The organism is Labrys okinawensis, from assembly GCF_002982075.1.
In the GTDB taxonomy this organism is placed as follows: domain Bacteria; phylum Pseudomonadota; class Alphaproteobacteria; order Rhizobiales; family Labraceae; genus Labrys; species Labrys okinawensis_A.
Genome location: NZ_PUEJ01000006.1, coordinates 317,223 through 342,921, shown reverse-complemented (window position 1 = coordinate 342,921; position 25,699 = coordinate 317,223). Strand labels below are relative to the sequence as shown.

At 64.8% G+C, this 25,699-nt stretch carries 19 protein-coding genes; 8 read left to right on the top strand and 11 right to left on the bottom strand.

All coding sequences use genetic code 11. From position 1 onward, the window contains the following. Nucleotides 1-16 precede the first annotated feature (16 nt). The 5 genes from hisF to hisB all read right to left on the bottom strand — a co-directional run bounded on the left by hisF (nucleotide 17) and on the right by hisB (nucleotide 3,597). Entirely contained in the window at nucleotides 17-865 is an 849-nt protein-coding gene (gene hisF, locus C5L14_RS18615) for an imidazole glycerol phosphate synthase subunit HisF (RefSeq protein WP_105863546.1), read from the bottom strand. Nucleotides 866-1,075: 210 nt separating this feature from the next. After that, nucleotides 1,076-1,816, bottom strand: coding sequence for a 1-(5-phosphoribosyl)-5-[(5-phosphoribosylamino)methylideneamino]imidazole-4-carboxamide isomerase (gene hisA, locus C5L14_RS18610; RefSeq protein WP_181161232.1), 741 nt, complete (start codon nucleotides 1,814-1,816; stop codon nucleotides 1,076-1,078). After that, on the bottom strand, nucleotides 1,804-2,454 hold the full coding sequence (gene hisH, locus C5L14_RS18605) for an imidazole glycerol phosphate synthase subunit HisH (RefSeq protein ID WP_105863545.1): 651 nt from the start codon (nucleotides 2,452-2,454) through the stop codon (nucleotides 1,804-1,806). The genes hisA and hisH overlap by 13 nt, the downstream gene beginning before the upstream one ends. Next, entirely contained in the window at nucleotides 2,451-2,999 is a 549-nt protein-coding gene (locus C5L14_RS18600; protein WP_105863544.1) for a DUF2628 domain-containing protein, read from the bottom strand. Before C5L14_RS18600 ends, hisH begins: the two co-directional genes overlap by 4 nt. 4 nt (nucleotides 3,000-3,003) lie before the next feature. Further along, nucleotides 3,004-3,597 carry an imidazoleglycerol-phosphate dehydratase HisB gene (gene hisB / locus C5L14_RS18595; protein WP_105863543.1) on the bottom strand — a complete coding sequence of 198 codons (594 nt, stop codon included), beginning with the start codon at nucleotides 3,595-3,597 and terminating at the stop codon, nucleotides 3,004-3,006. 341 nt (nucleotides 3,598-3,938) lie between these two features. On the opposite strand from hisB, the gene C5L14_RS18590 reads away from it, so the two are divergent. From C5L14_RS18590 to C5L14_RS18555, 8 genes are all read left to right on the top strand, one after another. After that, nucleotides 3,939-5,144 (top strand): serpin family protein, encoded by a 1,206-nt coding sequence (locus tag C5L14_RS18590; RefSeq protein WP_181161231.1) that lies wholly within the window; start codon nucleotides 3,939-3,941, stop codon nucleotides 5,142-5,144. Between the two features lie 244 nt (nucleotides 5,145-5,388). After that, nucleotides 5,389-6,330, top strand: a complete 942-nt coding sequence (gene gshB / locus C5L14_RS18585; protein ID WP_105863541.1) for a glutathione synthase — start codon at nucleotides 5,389-5,391, stop codon at nucleotides 6,328-6,330. A 162-nt stretch (nucleotides 6,331-6,492) separates the two neighbouring features. Further along, nucleotides 6,493-6,819, top strand: coding sequence for a DUF2853 family protein (locus C5L14_RS18580; protein ID WP_209433440.1), 327 nt, complete (start codon nucleotides 6,493-6,495; stop codon nucleotides 6,817-6,819). Nucleotides 6,820-7,365: 546 nt separating this feature from the next. Next, nucleotides 7,366-8,973 (top strand): ABC transporter substrate-binding protein, encoded by a 1,608-nt coding sequence (locus tag C5L14_RS18575; protein WP_105863539.1) that lies wholly within the window; start codon nucleotides 7,366-7,368, stop codon nucleotides 8,971-8,973. Between the two features lie 81 nt (nucleotides 8,974-9,054). Continuing rightward, nucleotides 9,055-10,071, top strand: coding sequence for an ABC transporter permease subunit (locus tag C5L14_RS18570; protein WP_105863538.1), 1,017 nt, complete (start codon nucleotides 9,055-9,057; stop codon nucleotides 10,069-10,071). Continuing rightward, nucleotides 10,061-10,993 (top strand): ABC transporter permease, encoded by a 933-nt coding sequence (locus C5L14_RS18565; protein ID WP_105863537.1) that lies wholly within the window; start codon nucleotides 10,061-10,063, stop codon nucleotides 10,991-10,993. Before C5L14_RS18570 ends, C5L14_RS18565 begins: the two co-directional genes overlap by 11 nt. A gap of 3 nt (nucleotides 10,994-10,996) precedes the next feature. After that, nucleotides 10,997-11,983 carry an ABC transporter ATP-binding protein gene (locus C5L14_RS18560; protein ID WP_105863536.1) on the top strand — a complete coding sequence of 329 codons (987 nt, stop codon included), beginning with the start codon at nucleotides 10,997-10,999 and terminating at the stop codon, nucleotides 11,981-11,983. After that, complete coding sequence (locus tag C5L14_RS18555; protein WP_105863535.1) at nucleotides 11,983-12,939, top strand: dipeptide ABC transporter ATP-binding protein; 957 nt, start codon at nucleotides 11,983-11,985, stop codon at nucleotides 12,937-12,939. Before C5L14_RS18560 ends, C5L14_RS18555 begins: the two co-directional genes overlap by 1 nt. A 152-nt stretch (nucleotides 12,940-13,091) precedes the next feature. Here C5L14_RS18555 and C5L14_RS18550 read toward each other — a convergent pair whose 3' ends face one another. From C5L14_RS18550 to C5L14_RS18520, 6 genes are all read right to left on the bottom strand, one after another. Continuing rightward, nucleotides 13,092-15,614 (bottom strand): caspase family protein, encoded by a 2,523-nt coding sequence (locus tag C5L14_RS18550; RefSeq protein WP_105863534.1) that lies wholly within the window; start codon nucleotides 15,612-15,614, stop codon nucleotides 13,092-13,094. 153 nt (nucleotides 15,615-15,767) lie between these two features. Further along, the gene (locus tag C5L14_RS18545) at nucleotides 15,768-17,702 is read right to left on the bottom strand and encodes a caspase family protein (protein ID WP_105863533.1); all 1,935 of its coding nucleotides are present in this window, start codon (nucleotides 17,700-17,702) and stop codon (nucleotides 15,768-15,770) included. Between the two features lie 10 nt (nucleotides 17,703-17,712). Further along, nucleotides 17,713-20,310 (bottom strand): caspase family protein, encoded by a 2,598-nt coding sequence (locus C5L14_RS18540; protein WP_181161230.1) that lies wholly within the window; start codon nucleotides 20,308-20,310, stop codon nucleotides 17,713-17,715. A gap of 235 nt (nucleotides 20,311-20,545) precedes the next feature. Beyond that, a complete protein-coding gene (locus tag C5L14_RS18535) occupies nucleotides 20,546-21,928 on the bottom strand; it encodes a hypothetical protein (protein WP_181161229.1) in 1,383 nt (460 codons plus the stop codon). Nucleotides 21,929-21,998: 70 nt separating this feature from the next. Continuing rightward, nucleotides 21,999-24,227, bottom strand: coding sequence for an SF1B family DNA helicase RecD2 (gene recD2 / locus C5L14_RS18525; protein WP_105863530.1), 2,229 nt, complete (start codon nucleotides 24,225-24,227; stop codon nucleotides 21,999-22,001). Between the two features lie 86 nt (nucleotides 24,228-24,313). Next, nucleotides 24,314-25,546: an MFS transporter gene (locus C5L14_RS18520; protein WP_105863529.1), complete on the bottom strand. Its 1,233-nt coding sequence runs from the start codon at nucleotides 25,544-25,546 to the stop codon at nucleotides 24,314-24,316. Nucleotides 25,547-25,699: the final 153 nt, after the last annotated feature.

Genomic DNA, 25,699 nt, shown 5'->3' with positions numbered 1-25,699 from the left:
GCGTTTTGCGATCTGGTCAGATCGCAAAACGCGTCTCCTTTTTTTGAATCATGTGGAGAATTGGATCGGAGTCGATCGAATTCTCCACTTGCCCGTCGAGACGCATCGGCAGGCCCGCCTTGGCCATATAGGTCTTGGCCTCGCGGATCGAGAAGGTGCCGAAATGGAAGATCGAGGCGGCAAGGACCGCGGTGGCATGGCCGTCGCGCACGCCCTCGACCAGATGTTCGAGCGTGCCCACGCCGCCCGAGGCGATCACCGGCACGCCGACCCTGTCGGCGATGGTGCGGGTGAGGTCGAGGTCGAAGCCGATCTTGGTGCCGTCGCGGTCCATGGAGGTGAGCAGCAACTCGCCGGCACCGAGCCGTACGACGTCCTCGGCGAAGGCGACCGCGTCGATGCCGGTCGGGCGGCGGCCGCCATGGGTAAAGATCTCCCAGCGATGGTCCTCGCCTTCGGCGGAGACCCTCTTGGCGTCGATGGCGACGACGATGCATTGCTGGCCGAATTTTTCGGCTGCGCGGGCCACGAACTGCCTGTCGGCCACCGCGGCCGAGTTGATCGAGACCTTGTCGGCGCCGGCGAGGAGGAGCTGGCGGATGTCCTCCACCGCCCGCACGCCGCCGCCGACGGTGAGCGGCATGAAGCAGGCCTCGGCGGTGCGGCTGATGACGTCGAGCAGCAGCCCGCGGTTCTCATGGGTGGCGGCGATGTCGAGGAAGCACAATTCGTCGGCGCCGGCGGCGTCATAGGCGCGCGCGCTTTCGACCGGATCGCCGGCATCGACGAGGTCGACGAAGTTCACGCCCTTGACGACACGGCCGTCCTTGACATCGAGGCAGGGGATCACGCGGGCTTTGAGCATCGACCTTCTTGACCGGAACTGTGGGCCGTTATCGGCACCATGACAGAATTATAAAGGAAAATCACGAGAGGATGGTCATCCCGTGCGCGATGCAACATGAAATGTTGCGGCGCAGACACGGGACCGTTTTCAGAATGAAACTCATTCGGCACGCGGTCCCGCGTCTGCGCATCACATCGTGCTGCACCGCGCAGGGGATGACCCGTCATCTCAGGCCGTCTTGCCCAACAGGGCGAGAGCCTCACGAGGGTCGAGGCGGCGGTCATAGAGCGCACGGCCCGCGATCGCGCCCTCGAGCAGAGCGGCATCCGGCTGGACCAGGCGTTCGACGTCGGCGATGGAGGCAAGGCCTCCCGAGGCGATCACCGGGATCGAGATCGCCCGGGCCAGAGCCAGCGTGCCGTCCCAGTCGATACCCTTGAGCATGCCGTCGCGTGCGATGTTGGTATAGATGATGGCGGAGACGCCGGCATCCTCGAAACGCTTGGCGATTTCCTCCGCGGTCACGGTGGAGACCTCGGCCCAGCCTTCGACCGCGACGAGGCCGTCGCGTGCATCGAGGCCCACGGCGATCTGCCCTGGGAAGGCCTTGGCGGCCTGCCTGACGAAAGCGGGATCGCGCACCGCGGCCGTGCCGATGATCACCCGCGCGATGCCCTTGTCGAGCCAGGCGGCCACGGTCGTGAAGTCGCGGATGCCGCCGCCGAGCTGCACCTTCATGGTGCAGGCGGCGAGGATGCGTTCCACGGCGGCCGAATTCATCGGCTTGCCGGCGAAGGCACCGTCGAGGTCGACCACGTGGAGGTGGGAAAAGCCCATGTCCTCGAAGGCGATCGCCTGTTCGGCCGGATCGTCGTTGAAGACGGTGGCCTGGGCCATGTCGCCCTGGACGAGGCGCACGCAGCGCCCCTCCTTGAGATCGATTGCAGGAAAGAGGATCACGGGCGCCACCGCAGGAAATTGGCGATCAGGGCCAGGCCGAGGGTCTGGCTCTTTTCGGGATGAAACTGGGTTCCCACCATGTTGGCGCGGCCGACCATGGCCGTGACAGGGCCGCCATAGTCGGCCTCGGCGATCACGTCGGCCGGGTCGGCGGCCGCCAGATGATAGGAATGGACGAAATAGGCGTGAAGGCCGGACGGGCCGGTCGGTATGCCAGCAAGAAGGGCGTGGCCGCGCCTGGCGGACAGGGTATTCCAGCCCATATGCGGCACCTTGAGGGCCGGATCGGCAGGCTGGATCGCCTTGACGTCGCCGCCGATCCAGCCGAGCCCCGCGGTGGTCTCGAATTCGAGCCCGCGTTCGGCCATCAGCTGCATGCCGACGCAGATGCCGAGAAAGGGCCGTCCCTTGGTGGCGACGGCATGGCCGAGGGCTTCGATCATGCCGGGCACGGCGAGGAGGCCGCGCTTGCAATCGGCATAGGCCCCCACGCCCGGCAACACGACATGGTCGGCGCCGGCCACCCGCTCGGGATCATCGGTCACCTCGATGGCGACGGACAGGCCGGCTTCGGTCGCGGCGCGTTCGAAGGCCTTGCGGGCGGAATGCAGATTGCCCGAGCCGTAGTCGATGATGGTCGCGATCAAGGTTTTGTTCCATGCGGTTCGGGAAAGACGCCGAGTACGCTCGGCGAGCCGCTGCTCGGGGCAGGCGTCGACCAGGGGCCGACGAAATCGCGGTCGGACGTTGCCTGCCCGTGCTTCGATCGGCCCAGCCACGATTGGCCTGCGGCGGGCGGGTTCGGGAGGTTGATCGTCCGCCCTTCGAAATGGCGTTGTTCGGCTTCATCGAGGGTGTGGCCGGAGGCGATGCCGGTGAAGCGCCAGCCCTGGCGGCGCATGGTCCAGGCGCGCAGGGCATTTGCCTCCAGGGCAAAGCAGAGGCTGACCAGGAGCGAGACGATTCCGGCGGCGCGCTGGTCAAGGGAGAATGTCGATGTCAGCACGGCAAGGGCCACCTGGAGCCCCAGCCAGGCCAGGAACACCAGCCACATCCTGCGCCACAGCAGCCAGACCGGCGTGACCAGAAAGGCGCCGAGGCTGAAGCCATCCTTGACGAAGACGGACTTGTCGGCGGCTTCCAGCGTATCGGGAGCGGTCTTGGTGGGCTCGAAAACGAACCAGCTCGGCATCGTCTCAGCCTCCGAGCTTACCCTTGGTGGTCGGCAATTGGCCTTCCAGGCGCGGGTCGATGGCGATCGCCGACTTCAGGGCCCGGGCGAGCGCCTTGAAGCAGCTTTCGGCAATGTGATGGGCATTCGAGCCATAAAGCGTCTCGACATGCAGCGTGATGCCGGCGTTCATGGCGAAGGCCTGGAACCATTCGCGCACCAGTTCGGTGTCGAAGGTGCCGATCTTCTCACGCGGGAAATCGACCTTGAACACCAGGAAGGGACGCCCCGAAATGTCGATGGCGGCGCGCGTCAGCGTCTCGTCCATCGGCAGATAGGCGTCGGCATAACGCGTGACGCCCTTGAGGTCGCCCAGCGCCTTGCGGATGGCCTGTCCCAGGGCGATGCCGGTATCCTCGACCGCATGGTGGTCGTCGATATGCAGGTCGCCCTTGGTGCGCACGGTGATGTCGATCAGCGAATGGCGCGCGAGCTGGTCGAGCATATGGTCGAAGAAGCCGACGCCGGTGGCGATGTCGTGCTTGCCGGTGCCGTCGAGTTCGACGGCCACGGACACCGACGTTTCATTGGTGACGCGCTCGATCGACGCGCTGCGCATGGCGGACCCCGCTGGAACCTGGTGCCGAAAGGCGGTGGCGACTTTCGGCGTGGGCGATGCAACGACGAGAGCAAGGCGCGGTTTCTCGCTTTGCTCTGGGAGACATGGCCGGATTCGCTGGCCGAGCCGCGACCATGACCCCCAAGGGGCAGCCTTATAGCGGGGCGGGGGGTGCGGGGAAAGCCCGTATTGTGCGGTGCATTCACGCAGAAAGGTGCTCTGCGATACAGCGCGTCCATGGCATCATGCTTAACTGGGGCAAGTGACCGGGCATTGATGCCCGTTGAGGAGGATGGGGCATGGGCCGCCGCGCAGAGTTTGCAGTATCGAGGAGAGCCTTGATGATCCTTGGCTTGCTCGCCGCCATGCCGCTGCAGGCGGGGGCCGCACCCAAGTCCAAATCGTCAGATGCCAAGCCGGCCGAGAAGGCGCAATCGGCCCCGAGCGCCGTATCGCAGGCCTCCGCCCGCTTCGGCTTCGATCTGCTCGTCGCGCAGGGCAAGGCGGCGGCGGGCGAGCCCAACCTCGTGGTTTCCCCGGCCAGCCTGGCGGCCGCCTTCTCGCTGCTCGACCTCGGCGCCAGCCCGAAACTGCATGCCGCGCTGCTCAAGACGCTGCGTCTCGAAGGCAAGGCCGGCGATTTCGCTAAGCTGCGCCAGGCCCTTTCGCCCCTGATCGCGGGCAGCAAGGATGAAAGCCCGCTGGCCGGCATCGGCGCGGTCTATTTCGACCGGGAGGCCGCTCCCAAGCCGGCCGCCCTGGCGAAACTGAAGCAGGCGGGCGCGACGGTGGAGGTCACCGACATCGCCAGTCCGGCGACGCGCGATGCCATCAACGCCCTGGTCAAGGAGCGCACGCGCGGGCTCATCCCCAGCCTCATCGACAATCCCCTGCACAAGGGAGGCCTCGTCCTGCTCAACGCCTTGCATTTCAAGGACGAGTGGCGCATGGCCTTCGATCCCGCCCAGACCGGCGAGGCCGATTTCCATCGTGCCGATGGCGGGGCGGCCAAGGTGGCGATGATGCATTCGGGTTCGGCCTCGCGGCTGGCCCGCCAGGACGGGCGCTTCGTCGGCGTTTCCCTGCCCTACCGCACCAAGGGCTATGCGCTGATCCTGATCACCACCACGGACAAACCGGCCGGCCTTGCCGATTTTTCGGAGGTCTCCGGCTGGCTGACGGGGGAGGGGTTCGCCGAGATGACCGGCAGCGTTGCCCTGCCGCGCCTCACCATCAAGGCCGGTGGCGATCTCAGGGCCAGCCTCGATGGCCTCGGGCTCGATCCGGCCGCCGGGGCACCGGACGCGCTGCGCCAGTTCTCGGCCAAGCCGCAGAAGATCGACGAGATCATCCAGAAGGTCGCCATCGCCATCGACGAGAAGGGGACCGAAGCTGCGGCGGCTACCGCCATCACCTCGCGCAGTCTTGCCGACAAGCCGGAGCTCTCCTTCGTCGCCGACAAGCCCTTCCTGTTCGCCTTGCGCGACGAGACCAGCGGTCAGACCCTGATGGCCGGCTATGTCGGCGATGCATCCAAGGCGAAGTAGCGTTCCCAGGAGGGTCGATCTCCTCAGCCCCATCGAGAGATGGAGCGAGATCGACCATTTTGGTCTCCTCGGCTCCGTTTGCGAACATTGAGTCTGGCTCTGGTGATCGACCCTCGTCGATGTCTCCCGCTCTCGATCAAATCTTTTTGTCGTAAGCCGTCCCGGCGTCTGTTGCGGCGCGGCGTCGGCGGCTATCTAACTAGCAGTCCTTTTTCGATAGCCTGGAAATCCGAGGAATTGGCTGATGAAGCTCACCGTTGCCGTGCAGATGGACCCGATCGAGCGCATCAACATCAAGGGGGATTCCACCTTCGCGCTGATGCTGGAGGCGCAGGCGCGCGGCCATTCGCTGGCCGTCTACACGCCCGACACCCTGTCCCAGCGGGGCGGCGTCGTCTCCGCCCAGGTCAGGCCGGTCACCGTGCAGGATGTCGAGGGTGATCACGTCAAGGCCGGCGCAGAAAGCCGTACCGATCTGTCCGGCTTCGACGTGGTGCTGCTGCGCCAGGATCCGCCCTTCGACATGGCCTATGTCACCACCACCCATATGCTGGAGCGCATCCATCCCAGGACATTGGTGGTGAACGACCCCTTCCATGTGCGCAATGCGCCCGAGAAGATCCTGGTCACCGAATTTCCGGACCTGATGCCGGCGACGCTGATCACCCGCGACCGCGCCGAGATCGAGGCCTTCCGGGCCGAATATGGCGACGTGGTGATGAAGCCGCTCTATGGCAATGGCGGCGCGGCCGTGTTCAAGGTGAGCAGGCAGGATCCGAATTTCGGTTCGCTCTACGATCTCTTCGCTTCGCTGTCGCGCGAGCCCTGGGTGGTGCAGCATTTCCTGCCCAAGGTCTCCGAAGGCGACAAGCGCATCATCCTGGTCGACGGCGTCGCCGCCGGCGCGGTCAACCGGGTGCCGCAGCCGGGCGACATCCGCTCCAACATGGTGCGCGGCGGCGCCGCCAAGCCGACCGACCTCTCGCCACGCGAACGGGAAATCTGCGATCGGATCGGGCCGGCGCTGCGGGAGAAGGGCCTGCTGTTCACCGGCATCGACGTGATCGACGGCCATCTTACCGAGATCAATGTGACCTCGCCGACGGGCTTGCGGGCGATCAAGCGGCTCGGTGGCCCCGATCTCGCCGCCCAGATCTGGGATGCGATCGAGGAAAAACGGCGCTGAGTGATTTTTGGGTGCATTTCTCTACGGTTTCCGTAGGGAAAGCCGCACTTTGCGGTGGCGCCTGCCGGCAAATCATGCCCTAATATTCCACGCTTGTTTCGACCAGCAAATAACTGCGTCCGATGCATCGTGATTCAGGAGGAATGCGCACCGATGTCTGATCTGGCTACCTACGTCGCTGATATCAAGAAATACACCTCCAATGTGAACGAAGCCGCTGTGGCCGGTGTCGTGAAACATCTCGGTATTGCTCTGCGTAATCGCGACTCTTCGCTCGTCGCCGGCAAGGATCCCGCGGAACTTGCCCGTGTCCGCGACAGCTTCCTCAAGAAGAAGCTTGCCTTGACGGATGCGGACGACAAGCTCGACGCGGCCGTCGTGGCGGTGATCGAGAAGTTGAAGGCCGACAATTCGAAATCACGCGTGACGGTCTATTATCTCCTCGCCGAGCATTTCAAGAAGCTCGACCTCTTTGTGAAATCCGCCTGATTCTTGTCGCGACGCGTCCCGTCGCGCCGCCCGCTCGGGTAACTTTATGTTACAGAAAAGCCCCGTGGAATTGTCGCGGGGTTTTTCTTTGGCGCTTCCTGATACAAAAATTACAAACGCCACGGAAATGTCAGATTCCGATTGCCGAAAACGCATAAAAAGGCTTCCATACGCGCCAACTGGGCAAGGGGCGTAACGTCGGGTATGGTTTGGAGCTAGATGAGGCCGAAAATGGCCGGTGAGAGCGCAAGCGCGGCCGGGACATGCTTCCTGGCAGGCGCAGCCGCGCTGCGGAGGGCCATTCATCGCCTCACCGCCTTCGGTGGCGCTGCGGCTTTGGCCGATGAGCAGGTCGTTTCGGCCATGGGTTTGGCCCATGGCGGACGTGGCAAGCCGCAAGGCTGGCGTCCTCGAGCGTCTGCTCCTCGGCTCGAAACGCTTTTGTCTGGCCTGAAACAATGACCGACGGTACGCCCTGAATGCCCGTTCGGCGTTTGCGTTCGCTTGCAGGCGGACGGAACAATGCACCATGACAGTGGGGAACAAATGTCAAAACTGCTGAAGACAGGCCTTCTGGCGGCCGGCTTTGCCGCGTTGCTGGGAACGACGGCAATGGCCGCGACCAAGACGCTGGTTTATTGCTCGGAGGGAAGTCCCGAGAACTTCACCCCGGCCCTGAACACCACCGGCACCTCGCTCGATGCCGCCCGGCCGGTCTACAACCAGCTGGTGGAATTTGCACCGGGCACCACCGATCTGCGGCCCGGCCTCGCCGAGAAGTGGGATGTTTCCAAGGACGGCACCGAGATCGTCTTCCATCTGCGCAAGGGCGTGAAGTTCCACTCCTGGAAGGGCTTCAAGCCGACCCGCGACTTCAACGCGGACGACGTCCTGTTCTCCTTCAACCGCCAGTGGAAGGATGACAATGCCTATCACAAGGTTTCCGGCGGTTCGTACGACTACTTCAACGACATGGATATGCCCGGTCTGTTGAAGTCGATCGAGAAGGTCGACGACTATACCGTGAAGATGACCCTGACCAAGCCGAATGCGCCCTTCATGGCCAATCTCGGCATGGACTTTGCCACCATCCATTCGGCCGAATATGCCGATTTCCTGCAGAAGGCCGGCACGCCCGAGAAGTTCGACCAGGAGCCCGTCGGCACCGGCCCCTTCCAGTTCGTCGCCTATCAGAAGGATGCGGTGATCCGCTACAAGGCCTTCCCGCAATATTGGAACGGCAAGGTCAAGCTCGATCAGCTCGTCTATGCGATCACGCCGGATGCGGCTGCCCGCTATGCCAAGCTGCAGAAGAACGAATGCCAGGTCATGGTCGGCCCCAATCCCTCTGATCTCAAGTCGATGGAGGCCAACAAGGACATCAAGGTCCTGACCAATGAAGGCCTGAACGACATGTACTTCTCCTTCAACACGGAGAAGCCCCCGCTGGACAAGAAGGAAGTGCGCCTGGCCCTGGCCAAGGCGATCAACCTGAAGGCGATCCTCTCGGACGTCTATGAAGGCAGCGGCAAGCCCTCGACCACGCTGATTCCCTCCTTCATGCTCGGCTACAACGACAAGATTCCCGAATATGGCTATGACCCCGAGGCTTCCAAGAAGCTTCTGGCCGATGCCGGGGTGAAGACCCCGATCGACATCGACCTGTGGTACATGCCGGTCTACCGGCCGTACAATCCCAACGGCAAGCGCATGGGCGAACTGATGCAGGCCGATCTGGCCAAGATCGGCGTCAACGCCAAGCTCGTCACCTACGAATGGGGCGACTACCGCAAGCGCCTGCAGAACGGCGAGGCCTCGCTGCCGCAGATGGGCTGGACCGGCGACAATGGCGATCCCGACAACTTCTTCTTCCTGTTCGCCTGTGACATCGAGAAGAAGAAGCCCGTCTCGCAGAACTATCCGCGCTGGTGCAACAAGGACCACCAGGAACGCCTGGAGAAGGCCCGCGCCAGCTTCGACAAGGCCGAACGCACCAAGCTCTACCAGGAGATGCTGCAGATCGCCCATGACGAGGTTCCCTATCTGAACATCGCCCATACGGTGGTCTACACGCCCGTTCGCAAGAACGTCGAAGGCTTCAAGCCCTCGCCGCTCGGCCGCTTCGAGTTCTTCGATACCGATCTGAAGAAGTAATCACGCTTTCAGGCTGCCAGGTCTTCATCGGCCCGGCAGCCTTTTTGTATCCTGTTTTCTACTGCTGACCCGCGAGCGCCCATGCTGACTTTCCTGCTCAAGCGCGTCGCCATGACCGTTCCGACCTTCATCGCGCTGGTCGCCTTGGCGTTTTTCGCCATTCGAATGGTTCCCGGCGACCCGGTCGAAGTGCGTGTGGGCGAAAGAGGTATTTCGCCCGAACGCCTGGCCGAATTCCGCCACCAACTCGGTCTCGATCAACCTGTCTACGAGCAGTTCGGCCGCTATCTCTGGCAACTCCTGCATGGTGATTTCGGCACCTCCCTCGTCACCCAACGGCCGGTGCTGAGCGAGTTCTTCACCCTCTTTCCCGCCACGGTTGAACTGGCCTTCGCGGCCATGATCTTCGCCGTCGGACTCGGCATTCCCTTCGGAATCCTCGCGGCCCTCCAGCGGGGCAAGTTTGCCGACTACATCGCCACCGCTTTCGCCGTGATCGGCAATTCCATGCCGATCTTTTGGTTCGGCATCCTCCTGATCCTGCTGGTGTCGTTGAAGCTCGATCTGACGCCTGTCGGCGGGCGTATCGACACGATGTTCTATTTCGACGAGGAAACCAGCACCGGCTTCATGCTCTGGGATGCCTTCTGGTCCGATCAGGAAGGGGCCGTCTGGTCGGCCTTGCAGCATCTCATCCTGCCCGCCATCGTGCTCGGCACCATCCCCCTGGCGGTGATCATGCGCATCACCCGCTCCGCCATGCTGGAAGTGCTGAACGAAGATTATGTCCGCACTGCCAGGGCCAAGGGGCTGGCGCCGGTCCGGGTGATCGGGCTGCATGCCTTGCGCAACGCCATGATCCCGATCGTCACGGTCGTCGGCCTGATGATCGGCATGCTGTTCGCCGGCGCGGTGCAGACGGAATCGGTGTTTTCCTGGCCCGGCGTCGGCAAGTGGCTGATCGATTCCTTCTCGCGCCGTGACTATCCGGCGCTGCAGGGCGGCATCCTGATCATCGCCATCCTCGTCACTTTCATCAATCTTTTCGTCGACCTGCTTTACGGCGTCATCAATCCAAGGATTCGCCATGGCCGCTGACACGCAAGCCGCGGCGGCAATCCGCCCGGCCAAGCCGCCTTCCGCCGCCGCCGAGATCTGGGACTCGCTCAAGCAGAACAAGGGCGCCGTTGCGGGCCTTGTCGTGCTCGTCCTGGTGGTTCTCGTTGCTGTTTTCGCCGACTTCCTGGCGCCCTATGCACCCTATAACGCGCCGGGCTGGCCGGATGCCGGCCATCCCGGCCATGTTGGCCAGCCGCCGGCCTGGGTCGAGGGCGGGAGTTGGGAGTTCATCCTCGGGACCGACAAGAGCGGTGGCCGCGACGTGCTTTCGCGCCTGATCTATGGCGCCCGCTACTCGCTCGGCATCGGCCTGACCGTGATGGCGGTCTCGATGCTGCTCGGCGTCATCCTCGGGCTGATCGCCGCCTATCTCGGCGGCTGGTTCGACTTCGTCCTGATGCGTCTGATGGACCTGATCATGTCGATCCCGGATCTGGTGCTCTCGATGGTGATCGTCGCCATCCTGCAGCCCGGCCTGGTGCCGACCGTCGCGGCCATCACAATCGTCTTCCTGCCGCGCTATGTCCGCATCGTCAGGGCGGCCGCCCTCGGGGAATTGTCGAAGGACTATGTCACCGCCGCCACGGTGGTGGGGGTCAAGCCGCCCCGGCTGCTGTTCCGCACCATCCTTCCCAATTGCATGGCGCCGCTGATCGTGCAGGCGACGCTCGGTGTCTCCGACGCCATCCTGCAGGCTGCAGCACTGGGCTTTCTCGGCATGGGCGCGCAGCCGCCCATTCCCGAATGGGGCGCCATGCTCTCCGACGTCCGCCAAGACATCCAGAGCGCGCCCTGGCTCGCCATCGCGCCCGGCATCTGCATTCTGGTCACAGTGGTCGCCATCAATCTGTTTGGCGACGGCCTGCGCGATGCGCTCGATCCCAAGTTGAAGCGAGGGTAGGACATGGCGCTGCTCGAAATCTCCAATCTCACCGTCGAGTTCCAGGTCAAGCACGGCTTCTTCCGGGCCGTGGACGGGGTCTCGCTCTCGATCGATCCTGGCGAGATCGTCTCCATCGTCGGCGAGTCGGGATCCGGCAAGTCGGTTGCCATGCTGGCGCTGATGGGGCTCCTGCCCAAAACGGCCCGCATCACCGCCGACAGGCTCTCCTTCAACGGGCAGGACCTGCAGAAGATCACCCCGCGCGAGCGGCGCAAGATCATCGGCCGCGACATGGCGATGATCTTCCAGGAGCCGATGACGTCGCTCAATCCCTGCTTCACGGTCGGCTTTCAGCTCACCGAGGCCATACGCACTCATATGTCGATATCGCGGCGTGAGGCGCGGGAGCGGGCGGTGGACCTGCTGAAGGCCGTCGGCATCACCGATCCGGCGCGCCGCCTGTCGGCCTTTCCGCATCAGATGTCGGGCGGCATGAGCCAGCGCGTGATGATCGCCATGGCGATCTCCTGCAATCCCAAGCTGCTGATCGCGGACGAGCCGACGACGGCGCTCGACGTCACCATCCAGGCCCAGATCCTCGATCTCCTCGTCAAGCTACGCGAGGAACGCGGCATGGCCGTGGTGCTGATCACCCATGACATGGGCGTGGTCGCCGAAACCGCCGAGCGCGTGGTCGTGCAATATGCCGGACAGCAGGTCGAGATGGCCAAGACGGGCCCGTTGTTCCACACGCCGCGCCATCCCTATACGTCGGCCCTGCTGGCGGCCTTGCCGGAGCGGGCCACCTCGCAGATCCTGCCCTCGATCCCCGGCGTGGTGCCCGGCCAGTATGACCGCCCGCGCGGCTGCCTGTTCTCGCCGCGCTGTTCCTATGCCACCGATGAATGCCGCGCCGCGCCGCCCAAGCGGGCCGGCGTGGACTACAACCAGGCCTTGTGCATCCACCCGCTGGCGGGTGGCGAAGCGGCCCGCATGGAGGCCGTGTAATGGCAGCCCTCGTCGAAGCGCGTGACCTCGCGCGCTCCTATGAAGTCAAGCGCGGCATGTTCGGCGGCACGGCGGTCGTCAAGGCGCTGGCCGGCGTCAGCTTCTCCCTGGAGGCCGGCAAGACGCTGGCGGTGGTGGGCGAGTCCGGCTGCGGCAAGTCGACCCTGGCGCGTCTGCTGACCATGATCGAGCAGCCCAGTGCGGGGTCGCTGACCATCGGCGGCATCGATGTGAAGCTGGCGACGGCAGAGCAGCGCAAGACCCTGCGCCGCGAAATCCAGATCGTGTTCCAGAACCCCTTCGGCTCCCTCAATCCGCGCCAGACCATCGCGCAGGCGCTGGAGGAGCCTCTGCTCGTCAACACCCGGATGAGCGCGGGCGAGCGGCGCGAGGCCGCCCTTGCCATGATGAGGCGGGTGGGCCTGCGCCCCGAGCAGGCGCTGCGCTATCCCCATATGTTTTCCGGCGGCCAGCGCCAGCGCATAGCCATCGCCAGGGCCCTGATGCTCAGGCCGAAGATCCTGGTGCTGGACGAGCCGGTCTCGGCCCTGGACGTGTCGGTGCGCGCGCAGGTGCTCAACCTGCTCGCCGAACTGCAGCAGGAGTTCAAGCTCGCCTATATCTTCATCAGCCACGACCTGTCGGTGGTGCGCCACATCGCCGACGACGTGATGGTGATGTATCTGGGGCGGGCGGTCGAGATGGGCTCGCGCGACGCGCTGTTCTCGGCGCCGCAGCACCCCTATACCAGGGCGCTGATGTCGGCGACGCCGCAGGCCGATCCCGACCGCAAGCGCGAGCGTATCGTATTGCAAGGCGAGTTGCCCTCGCCCTTCGCTCCGCCGGCCGGGTGCGCCTTCAACCCGCGCTGTCCGATCGTCAAACCCCATTGCCGGGACGAACGCCCGGGGCTGGAGCTGAAGCACGATCGCCTGGTTGCCTGCTTCGAGGTTTGAGGGGAGCGCCGGCACCCCTCATCCGGCTGCCGCCACCTTCTCCCGCAAGGGGAGAAGGGGTTTCATTCGGCTCGTTTTATCCCACTCGAGTCCCTTCTCCCCTTGCGGGAGAAGGTCCCGGCAGGGGGATGAGGGGTTATGCAGCCCGCTCCTTACTTCCCCGGATTGAAGAAGAAGTCCTCGCCCGGCAGCGAGCCGTAGGTGAAGGGCTCCTGCTGGCGTTCGGTCGCCTTCATCACGTCGTCGCGCACCAGGCGGAAGAGCTTTCCGATCTCGACATTGGGCTTGCGCAGATTGGTGTCGAGCGCGGTGACGAAGGGCGAGTTGCCGTCCGCCCCGTCCAGGGCGACCTGGCCGGCCTTGGCGGCATAGACCACCAGGGTCGCGCCATCCGGCTCGACCCGGCTGAGGCCGCGCGTGACGGCGCGGGTCGCGCTCTTCTTGGCCATGCTGCCCTCGAAGGGGTTGTTGCGGCAGGCGTCGAGGATGACCAGGCGCAGCGACTTGGCGCCTTCGCCTGCCGCCATCACGCGATCGAGCGGCACGGCCTCGAAGAGGATGTCGCGTTCGCTCTTCAATTTGACGTCGATTGGAAGGAGATAGTTGACGTTGTCGACCTCCATGCCATGGCCGGCATAGTAGACCACCGCCCAGTCGGCCTGCGCCGCCTTGTCCGAAAACGCCTGCAGGGCCCGGTTGAAGCCTTGGTTGTCGAGGTCTTCCGCCAGGGTGACGTCAGTGAAGCCGATGCTGCGGAAGGTTTCCGCCAGCCTGGCGGCGTCGCGCTTGGGATTGGGCAGCGGGCTGGTGCCGGTATAGGCGCCGTTGCCGATGATGAGGGCGATGCGCTTGCCCATCGGCGCGGGAGCTTGCGCGGGCTGTTGCGCACCGCCAGTGCCTTCGCCCGAGGCCGGCGGCGTGCTGGTCCCGAACTTCTGGACCACCGCCTGCTTGGCTTTTTCGAGACCCGAGGCGGCCAGCGCATTGGTTGGAAACTGGTGCAGCATCGCCAGGTAATCGGCGGCCGCCAGGTCTGGCTGGCCGGCGGCGAGATAGGCATCGCCGCGCTGGCGCAGGATGAAGCTCTTGCGGCCCAGCTTGATGGCCTGGGTATAGTCCGCGATGGCCGCGTCGTAGTTTTGTTTGGCCGCGTTGGCCAGCCCGCGGGCGTGGAAGGCTTCCGGGGATTGCGGCGTGGCCGCCAGATAGCGCGTCGCGTCGGCGATGGCGCCGTCCGGGTCGTTGCCATAGGCCCTGGCCATGGCCCGGTACATCAGGCTGTAGGCATTTCTGGCGGGATCCGCAGCGAGGTCCTGGTTTGCAAGCTCCACGGCGCGGGTCAGATCCGACGTGGCTTCGTCCTTGCGGCCGAGCTCGAGCAGGGCCACGCCGCGATTGAGGTAGTCGGGGGTGACCGCCTTGCCGCCGGCGACCACCGAGGTGATGTTGTCGACGCTTTCCTGCAGGCGGCCGAGCCTGAGGGCGGCGGAGGCGCGATAGCTCAGGAGCTCGGTCCTGTCGGGCTTCAGGCGCAGGGCCTGGTCGAAGTCGGCAATGGCCTGCGCATTGTCGCCCTTGGCGAAGCGGGCATAGGCACGCCCTGAGAAGGGGAGGTCGTCATCCTGGCGCAGGGCGATGGCTTCGTTGTAGTCGACGATGGCCGTGTCGTAGTCGCCCTTGAGGTAGAAGCCCCAGCCCCGGTTCGAACGAGTTTCGGCAAGTGTCTGGGGCAGCAGGAGGTCACCGACCGCCAGCACGTCGCTGCAAGCCTTGATGATGTCGTCCGCAGCCTTGGCCCGTCCACAGAGCTGGCGATTGGCCCTGAGGTCGGCGGCTTCGGACACCGGCGCTGGCGCTGCCGAGCTGCTATCGTCGTCATCCAGCCGCAGCGAACCGATCATCACCCCAAAGGCGTCATAGGCCTCGAACATCTCCACCATCTGCGTGGTGTCCTTGCCGGTGTCGGCGTTCCAGCGGATGATCATGCCCCGCGCCGAACCGTCGGCACCCTTGATGAAGCGGGCATAGAAGCCCAGGCTGTCCTTGGTGCCGAACAGCACGAAATAGGTCGGGTTACGCTCCGCCCGTGCCTTGAAGAGCTTGGCCTGAACGATCCGGGTCACCTCCGGCGTGGCCTTCATGGCTTCGAAACGCGCCTCGAACGGCATGTCTCCTGCCGAAAAAGCCTGCAATTCCACACTCATGTCCCAGCGTGGCGCCCGCAGGCGCAGGCCCGTCGGCGTTTCTTCGCGGCTCGGCAGCAGCGAGGCGGGGTAGTCGATGGTCATGCCCTGGGCGCTGGCGGTCCTGAAGTCGAGCAAGGCTTTCTGCTTGGCTGCCTTGGTACGGGCGAGCTTGATCAATTCGGGCGAGGGAATGCTGTTTTCCTCGAACGGCTTGATGTTCAAGCTTCTCTGATTGTGCGATTGGAAGTTCCGGATCGCGACGAAGGTCGCCTCGTCGAAATTGCCCCAGAGGGGGAAATTGGTGAGGCTGTTGTAGCCAGTGTTCCACGACAGGTCGGATTGCAGCTGGCGCAGTTGCGTGCTGCTCAACTGGTCGCCGATCCGCTTGGCTGTCTCGAAGCGGGAATAATCGATGATCTGCGCCGTGGCCGGCGTGGCGATGGCCAGCGTCAGCCCGATCAGGGCGGCAATCGTCTTCAAGCGCAACATTACAGAACCCCGGATCGGTAGATTGGGCCAAGTCTTTGATCGTCAGGCCGAAGAGACCTGAGTTTGGGCGCATACCTGCATCCTGGGGCTTCTCGCCACAACCACAGGACATTGCAGTTCCCTGGTGAACACAGCTGCTCCATGGCCTATCCCTCAGCCCGGATTGAAGACGAAATCTTCGCCGGGCAGGGAGCCGTAGGTGAAGGGCTCCTGCTTGCGGTCGGTGGCCTTCATCACGTCGTCGCGCACCAGGCGGAACAGCTTGCCGATCTCGATTCCGGGTTTCTGCAAATTGGCGGTCAGGGCGGTGACGAAGGGCGAGTTGCCGCCGCTGCCGTCGAGGGCGACCTCGCCGGCTTTGGCGGCATAGACGACGAGCGTGCCGCCATCCGGCTCCACCCGGCTGAGGCCGCGCGAGACCGCGCGCGTGGCCGTCTTGCGGGTCATGTTGGCGAGGAAGGGATTGTTGCGGCAGGCATCGAGGATGACCAGGCGCATGCCCTTGGCGCCCTCGCTGGCCGCCATCACCCGGTCGAGCGGCACGGCCTCGAAGGTGACGTCACGGTCCGAGGCGAGCCTGGCATCGACCGGCACGAGATAATTGGTGTTGGCGATCTCGATGCCGTGGCCGGCATAGTAGATCACCGCCCAGTCGGCCCCGTCGGCCTGGCCGGCGAAGTCCTGCAGGGCGCGGTTGAGGCTGCGGAAATCGGTGTCCTCCACCAGCGTCACCTCGGCAAAGCCGATCTTGCGCAGGGTGTCGGCGACCTTGGCCGCGTCATTCTTCGGGTTCGGCAGGGCCGCGACATGGGCATAGGCGGAATTGCCGATCACCAGGGCGACCCGGCGGCCGAGCTCGGCCTTGGCCTGCGAGGGCGGGGCCCCGAGCGTGGCCGGGGACGTATTGCCCTGGGGAGGGACGGTGGATGCCTGCAGCTTGGCCGCCATCGCCTGCTTGGCCTTTTCGAGCCCCGCCATGGCAAGGGCATTCCCGGCTATCTGGCTCAACTGGGCCTGATAGTCGGCGATGGCCAGTTCCGGCTGCCCTGCTGCCAGATAGACATCGCCGCGCTGGCGCAGGATGAACAATTTCTTGCGGTCCAGATTGATGGCCTGGGAAAAGTCGGCCAGCGCATCCCGGTAGTTCCGCTTGGCTGCGTAGGCGAGGGCCCTGGCTTGAAAGGCATCGGCGGCCTGGGCCTGGGTCGACAGATAGCGGGAGACATCGGCGATGGCGCCATCCGGATTGTCGCCGAGCGCCCGTGCGAAGGCGCGGTCGACATACAAATAGGCCTCCGGCGTGCCGGTTCCTTCGATCTTCGCCGTGGCAAGCGCTTCGGCCTTGGCGAAATCGGCTTTGGCTTCGTCCGGTTTGCCCAGTTCGATCAGAGCAAAGCCGCGATGGGTGTAATCGCCCGGAATGACATTGTTTCCTCCCTTTTCGATCTGAAAGGTGAGGTCGGCGACAGCCTCGTTGATCCGGCCCAGCCGCAAGAGCGTTACGCCGCGATAGCCGTGAACCATGGCATTGTCGGGCGCCGTGCGCAGGGAGGTGTCGAAATCGGCAAGTGCCTTCTCATAGTTGCCGACGTCGAAATAACTCCTGCCGCGGTCGGCATAGTCTCCCGCGCCTTTCGCGCCCTTGTTTACCGCCTCGTTGAAATCGGCGAGGGCCAGATCGTTCTTGCCCTGTTTTCTGTAGAGGAGCGCGCGCAGCGTGTAGTGTCGCGCCGATTGAGGCGTGAGAGCGAGCGCCTTGGTGACATCGACGACCGCCGGATCGAATTGCAGGAGCTTGGTGTAGCCGATCGCGCGGCTATAGAGCACCATGGCGCGGTTGGGCTTCGACAATTGCTTGTCGCTGGCGGAGAGGGCGGCCGTGCAGGCCGCGACGTTCTCGTTGCCGTCCTTGGCCTTGAAGCAGATGTCGATATAGCGTTGCAGTTCGGCGGCGGAGAGTTTCGTTTGCCCCAGCGCCGTCGTGCTGCCGATCGTGCCTATGCCGAGGACCACGACAAGGAATGTCCCGAGAATGGGCCGTTTCAATCGGCGCATCGCGGTGTGTCCCGGTTTCTCAAGCCAATCCATGGCCTATCCCTCAGCCCGGATTGAAGATGAAGTCGTCGCCGGGCAGGGAGCCGTAGGTGAAGGGCTCCTGCTTGCGGTCGGTGGCCTTCATCACGTCGTCGCGCACCAGGCGGAACAGCTTGCCGATCTCGATTCCGGGTTTCTGCAAATTGGCGGTCAGGGCGGTGACGAAGGGCGAGTTGCCGCCGCTGCCGTCGAGGGCGACCTCGCCGGCTTTGGCGGCATAGACGACGAGCGTGCCGCCATCCGGCTCCACCCGGCTGAGGCCGCGCGAGACCGCGCGCGTGGCCGTCTTGCGGGTCATGTTGGCGAGGAAGGGATTGTTGCGACAGGCATCGAGGATGACCAGGCGCATGCCCTTGGCGCCCTCGCTGGCCGCCATCACCCGGTCGAGCGGCACGGCCTCGAAGGTGACGTCGCGGTCCGAGGCGAGCCTGGCATCGACCGGCACGAGATAATTGGTGTTGGCGATCTCGATGCCGTGGCCGGCATAGTAGATCACCGCCCAGTCGGCCCCGTCGGCCTGGCCGGCGAAGTCCTGCAGGGCGCGGTTGAGGCTGCGGAAATCGGTGTCCTCCACCAGCGTCACCTCGGCAAAGCCGATCTTGCGCAGGGTGTCGGCGACCTTGGCCGCGTCATTCTTCGGGTTGGGTAGGGCCGCGACATGGGCATAGGCGGAATTGCCGATCACCAGGGCGACCCGGCGGCCGAGCTCGGCCTTCGCCGCAGGCTGCAGGGCGGCCAGCGTGGCCACCTGTGGCGAACCGGTCGTGGCCGGGGCACCGCCGCCCTGCGGGGGGCTGGCCAATGCCAGCGATTTGGCGGCCATCGCCTGCCTGGCCTTTTCGAGGCCGACCATGGCAAGGGCATTGCCGGGGGTGAGATTGAGCTGGGCCTGATAGTCCGCAATCGCCTGTTCTGGCTGGCCAATTCTCAGATAGACATCACCACGCTGGCGCTGGATGAACAATCGCTTGCGCCCCATGCTGATGGCCTGGGAGAAATCGGCGATCGCCTTGGTGAAATCCTGCCTGGCCACATTGCCGAGCGCGCGCGCGTGGAAGGCTTCGCTCGCCTTGGGGTCGATGGACAAATATTTGTCCGCATCGGCAATGGCGCCCTCGCCATTGCCGATAAAGGCGCGGGCGAAGGCGCGATAGACGAAATTGTAGTTGTCCGTCTCGAGCTTCGCGGTGGCGATCTCCTCGGCCTTGACGAAGTCGGGCCTGCCTTCGTCGCCGCGTCCAAGCTCGACCAGTGCCTCGCCGCGATTCTTGTACTCGCCGGCACCGACCTTGTCGCCGCCCCGCTCGATGGTGAAGTTCAGATCGGCCATGGCTTCGGCCGGCCGGCTCAGCCTCAGCAGCGCCGACCCCCGAAATGCGTGGGTATCGACATCGTTTGGATCCAGGCGCAGCGACGCGTCGTAGTCGGCGACGGCCTTCTGGTAGTCCTCCAACCCGTAATAGCTGTTGCCGCGATAGGTGTAGTCGGCCGCCGTCGGCGTTTTCTTGGCGAGGGCCTGGCTGTAATCGGCCACCGCCGCGTCATATTTCGCCTGGCCGTAGCGGATATGTCCGCGCTGCGTGTAATAGCTCGCCTGATCGGGATCGAGGGCGATGGCCTGGTCGATATCGGCAAGAGCCAGATCGGCCTTGTTCTGCCTGTTATAACCGACAGAGCGATTGTACAGGACGGTCGGCCGGTTGTTCGCCAGCAGCGTGCTTGCCGAGAGTGCCGTCGTGCAGGCCGTAACGATCTCGGCGGCGTCCTTCGATTTGGCGCAGATCTCGAGCTGCCGGTTGATTTCGGCGGTGGAGATCACGCCATCTGCCGAAGCCGCATTGGCCGTGCCGTCGCCCGCCGCCCTGAAGGACAGCGCCATGGCCGAGGCATGCACGTTGAAGAAGGGGCCGGCACTTTCATCGTCCCAGCCGAGCGTGAAGCCGCGCGAACCGTCCCGGGTCTGCAGGAAGCGAATATAGAAGAACTGGCTGCCGTTCTTGCCATAGATCACGAATTGATAGGTGCCCATATAGGGATTGCCGAATGTGTCGGCATAGAGGACCTTCTTGCCGCCCTGCGATTTCCGCAGCCGCTGGAAGAGGGCGTCGAAGCTTTCCTTGCTTGTGGGTATAGTGAGGATATCGAGAACGACGTCGCCCGCCGGCGATTTGAAGCGCGGCCCGGAGGCGCGATCCTCGCGGACGCTCATGAGCGAAGCGGCGTAGCCGAGCGTGACGCCGCGCTCGGTGATTTCCTTGAAGCCGACCGTCTTGCGGAAGGCATCGGCCTGGCTGCGCACCGCGGCAATCAAAGCCGGCGTGATCGTGCCGCTATCGGCCATGCCCGACTTGCGTTCGAATTGGCGAATGGCCTGGAAGGTGGCGCTGTCGAAGCTGCCGAGTTCTGGCAGAGTGCTGAGATCGGCGAAGGCATCGACCCAGGGAAGGTCACTCTGAAGCGCCGTGATTTCCTCCCGGCTGTACTGGCCGGCGGCCCTCTGGGCCGATGAGAAATCGGCTTCCGCCCTCGCGGGCGACGCTAAGGGTGCCGAGACGAGCAGCAATGCAAGGATCACGGCAAACCGAGCACCGATCGCTTTCATGCCAATTTTCCTAGCGTTCCTCAAACCCGCACGGCGGTTCAAAGCCATGCAGGGCCGAAAGGTGAAGTTTTATAGCCTGAGCCATTTGTTACAACGATCGGCAGTTGTTGAATAATGAAAAATTGCAACCGCGATGCACCGGTAAGTGTCGTAGCGGAGCTTTGCCGAAGATCGTCGCGGCAGCCGGTCATTTCTTAACCGGAAGGCTCGTCTTTAAGGCTCGGGACGGCCGACGTTAAGGCTTGCCGGGGCTGCACGTCAGGCTGGCGGTTGCCTTGGTCGGATCACCCCCGCGTTCAGGAGGAGTAACGCCGGCGGCGCGCAGGAAGGCGGTCACGAACAATCCCTTCAGGGCGGTCGGCTCGCCATTGGCGGCGGCAAGGCCCGCCAAAGCCCCGTCCTTGTCGATCAGCGCGCCGGGCGCACCTGACGCCAGCGAAACTCGGCGGCTGTCGTCATGGCTGCCGGTCAGAGCCGTGACAGTGGTGGGGGTGGGCGCCGCGCCTGTCAGCAGCGACACGGCCTCGCCCTCCGTCAGCGCAGGCTGGCGCCAGGCCAGTGCCGCCAGGCCAGGGGCTGGGCTTGCCCGCACCAATGCAATGTCATTGCCGAAGTCGCCGCCGACCACCTTGGCCGTGGCCCCGCCCTGCAGGGTCACCGTTTCGCATCCGGCCACGAGGCCGGCATAGGTCAGAATGTCCCCGTTCGCCGATACCACGACGCCGATGCCGACCTTGGCCGCCGTCGAAGCGCCTGGCGGCAGGGGAATGGGCGGGCCCACGGGCTTGGGCGGCTCGGCGGGAGGCGCGGGCGGTTCCGCGGGCTTGGCCGCCGGCGGGACGTGGGCCGGCTGGTCGCCGTCCGCCAATTTCATCGAAGAGGCCATTGCGATGGCAACCCGGTCGAAGCCCGGGGAAAGCGCCGGGTCCCAGCCGAGGGCGAAACCGCGTGAATCGGCATCGGTCTTGACGAAGCGCAGATAGAAGCTCTTGCCGTCATTGGTGCCGGCGACCACCAGAAAATCCGGGCGCAGCAGCGAATAGGTGACCTTGCGTCCCGGCCGCTCCGTCTTGAGCCGGGTGAACAGGGCCTCGAAATTCTCCTTGTCGGCGGGGATGGCGAGGATGTCGAGGGTGACGTCGTTCTTGGGCGTGGCGAAATGAGGGCCGTTCTTGCCGTCCGTCCGGACCGTGGTCAGCTTGGCCGGATAGCCCAGCGTGATGCCGCGTTCCGTGATGGTTTCGAAGCCATAGCGCGCCGTGAACTTGGCGGCGTGCTGGGCGAGAGTGATGCGCTGGGGCGGCGTGAATATGCCGGTTTCCTTGGCCTTGATGCGCTTCTGGAAGGCACGGATCGCCTCATAGCTGCGCTTGCCCATCTCGCCGGATGGCAGGGAGTTGAGATCGCCGGTCCAGATCAGGTCCTGCTGGATGGAGGCGAAATCTTCCGCGCCCATCGCCGCGGCCGCAGCCTTGGCGGCCTCGAAAGCGGGATCGGGAACAGGGGCTGCCGGAGCCGGCGGGGCGGCCGGAGGCGGCTTGGTCTGGGCGGCGGCATGGCCGGCCCAGACGGTCGCAATCGCCAGCACGCAAGCGCCGATCGTCCGTGTCCGCCGCATTTTCGTGGTCCCCCCGTCACCCAGCTGCACCAGTCTTTGTATAGCGCCGCTCCATGACGGCAAGCGTTCTTCAGGAAACAATCGGGTTGGCGGCCGTCAATTTTTCGCGGAGCCGGGTCCAGCGCCGGCGCCCCATCGCATTTTCCGCTGCCAGCCGCAGAGCCCGCTTTTCGGCGACCACCACCACGAGGCGCTTGCCGCGGGTAATGGCGGTATAGAGCAGGTTGCGGGCCAGCATCGGGTAATGCGCGTTGGAGATCACCACCACCACCGCCGGATATTCCGAGCCCTGGGCCTTGTGGATGGTGGTGGCATAGGCCGGCACCAGGCTGTCGAGCTGCGCGGTGGTGTAGTGGACGTCGCGTCCGTCGAAGGTGACGGTGAGCTGCCCCGCCTTCACATCCGTGCGGGTGACGAAGCCGATATCGCCGTTGAAGATTTCGCGGTCGTAGTCATTGTCGATCTGCATGACCTTGTCATGCGGGGCGAAGGTACCGAATTCGCGCACGATCGCGCCTTCGCGGGCCGGATTGAGGACTTCGCGCAGGGCCTGCGTCAGGGTCTGTGAGCCGAGCGGTCCCTTGTTCATCGGGGTCAGCACATGGATGTCCCTGACGGGATCCAGGCCGAAGCGGCGTGGCAGGCGGTTGGTGACGATGTCGATCACCTTGTTGGCCCCGTCCTCGGCCGTCGCCATGTCGACGACGAAGAAATCGCCGTCCTCCGGGCTCTTGGCGCCTTCCGGCACCTCGCCATGATTGACGGCATGGGCCGCGGCGATGATGCGGCTGGTCTCGGCTTGGCGGAACACTTCGGTGAGCCGCACCACGGGAATGACCTCGGAGGCGATGATGTCGGCCAGCACCTGGCCGGGGCCGACCGAGGGCAGCTGGTCGGCATCGCCCACCAGGACGAGGGCGGCGCGCGGCGACAGGGCGTCGAGCAGGGCGCGCATCAGCTCGATATCGATCATGCTGGCCTCATCGGCGATGACGAGGTCTGCATCGAGCGGATAGGCCCGCTGCCGGCGGAACGTGCCGGAGAGCGGGTCGATTTCCAGCAGGCGATGGATGGTCTTGGCTTCCTGGCCGGTGCTTTCGGCCATGCGCTTGGCGGCCCGGCCGGTCGGCGCGCACAGGGCGATCGTCACGTCCTTGCGCTCGAGCGCCTTGATGATGGTGTCGATGATGGTGGTCTTGCCGACGCCGGGGCCGCCGGTGATCACCAGCAGCTTGGAGGCCAGCGCCGTTTCTACCGCCAGGGCCTGGGCGGGGGCGAGGCGCTTGCGGGTGCGTGCCTCGGTATCCAGCACCGCCTGATGCAGGCCTTCCTGTCGCCAGGGCGGGCTGCCGCCGGCCATCTGCTTCAGCCTGGTGGCAACGGCTTCCTCGGCATTCCACAGCGCCGGCAGGAAATAAGAGGGTGCCCCCTCGATGGTGTCACCGATGATCGAGCGGGTCTGCAGCAGGCGCGTGGCGGCATCGTTGAAGAGATAGTCGTCCACTTCCAGGACCCGGCCGGCCCGCTCGAACAGAGCTTCGCGCGGCACACCGCAATGGCCGTTGGTGGCGCCCTCGCCCAGCGCCCAGAGCAGACCGGCGGTCAGGCGCGAAGGATCCTCGCGCTCATGTCCGAGACTGAGAGCGAACTGGTCGGCGGTGCGAAAGTCGAAGCCCTTGACCTCGCGCGAGAGCCGGTAGGGATCGGCCTTGATCAGCTCGACCGCATTGTTGCCGAGCGCCTTCTGCACGCTGGCGGCGCGCGTCGCCCCGAGTCCATGCTCGGTGAGGAACACCAGGACGTCACGGAACTCCTGCTGGGCGCTCCAGCCTTCGCGGATCAGCCGGATGCGCTGGGGTGACAGGCCGGCGACCTCGCTCAGCCGGTCCGGCTCGCTGTCGAGGACCTTGAGCGTGTCCTTGCCGAAGGTGGCCACCAGCTTCTTGGCGGTTTCCTGGCCGATTCCGCGGACCAGTCCGGAGGCGAGATAGCGCTCTATGCCAGATGCGGAGCCGGGCGGGGTGGTGCGGATGGCGTCGGCGCGAAACTGCAGTCCACGCTCGGGATCGACGCTCCAGCGCCCGTCCGCTTCGAGCTTTTCACCGGGCGCGATGGCAGCGGTGCGGCCGATCACGGTGGCAAGGTCTTTGCGCCCCTTGACCTTGACGCGCAGCACGGCGAAGCCGTTCTCGGCGTTGTGATAGGTCACCCGGTCGATGATGCCGGAGATCGTCAGGTCGGCCGGCACTTCGCCGGGAGGGGGCGGCTTCGAATCGCGTTTGAAGGAGGGCGTACGCATGTCAGCACCATGGGCAGGCCGGTGCCACTTGTCGAGGCATGTCGTGCGGGTCGGATGACCCGGCTGTCGAAGAGGGCCGGTTGCCCTCAGGCGCTCCCGCTCGGAAAGCGGTCGGCATCGCGCAGCGGCTTGAACAGGCGCGACCATATCAGCGCGACGAGGATCGTGCCCAGGCCGCCGAGCACCACGGCCTCCACCGGGCCGAACAGCGCGGCGGTAACGCCCGATTCGAACTCCCCCAGCTGGTTCGAAGTGCCGATGAACATGGCGTTGACGGCGCTGACTCGCCCGCGCATCGCGTCGGGCGTGCCGAGCTGGACCAGGGTCGAACGCACCACCACGCTGACGACGTCGGCCGCACCCATGACCATCAGGGCCGGCAGCGAGAGAGCAAACCAGGACGACAGGCCGAAGACGACAGTGGCCAGGCCGAACAGAGCGACGGCCCCGAACATCTTCAGGCCAACCCGCCGCTCCAGCGGCCAACGGGCCAGAACCAGGGACATGAGGAGGGCACCGATGGCCGGGGAAGCCCTGAGCGCACCGAGGCCTAAGGCATTGGTGTGGAGGATGTCACGGGCATAGATCGGCAGCAGTGCCGTCGCGCCGCCGAGGAGTACCGCGACCATGTCGAGCGAGATCGCCCCGAGAATGATCGGCCTGCTCCGGATGAAGGAGAAGCCAGAAAACACCGATCTGAGTGTGGCCGGCTCGCGCGCAGCCGGCGGCGCGAGGACGCGGAGCCGCGAAACCAGGATCGAAGCCAGGCCGTAGAAGAAAGCGACGAAGAGATAAGCGGGGCCGGGGCCGACGATATAGAGCAGGCCTCCCAGGGCGGGGCCAATGATGGTGGCGGTCTGGATGGCCGAGGCGGACAGGGCCAGGGCTCGCGGCAATTGGCCGGGACTAACGATCATCGGCAACAGAGCTGCCGTCGTCGGCATCTCGAAGGTACGGCCGGCGCCGATCACGACGGCGGCGGCGAAAATGATCGCCGGGTTGATCAGGCCTTGCCACGAAGCAAGAGCGAGCGCGGCTCCCGTCAGTCCCGCCACCATCTGGCAGCAGCGCACGACGGTACGCCGGTCGAAGCGATCGGCGATGTGACCGGCCGGAATGGTGAGCACCAGCATCGGCAGGAATTGGCACAGGCCGACCAGACCGAGATGGAGGGCCGAATGGGTGAGATCATAAATCTGCCAGCCGATCACCACGGAGACGATCTGGAAACAGCCGGTGGAGAGCACGCGGGCCGACCAGAACTGTCTGAAACCGCCATGGCGAAGAAGGGAGGGCGTGTCCTGTGCGGGGGCGGACATGTCGGGACTTTCAACGGGATAGTGGAAAATGGATTGAAATAAGGGATTGCCGTATCGGCTTGAAAAAGGGCCTTTCAGTGTTCCTGCCAGAGTGGCGTCTTAGGCACTACTCCGGACAAAGAAAAAGCCCGGCGAGGCCGGGCTTTTCCTGCA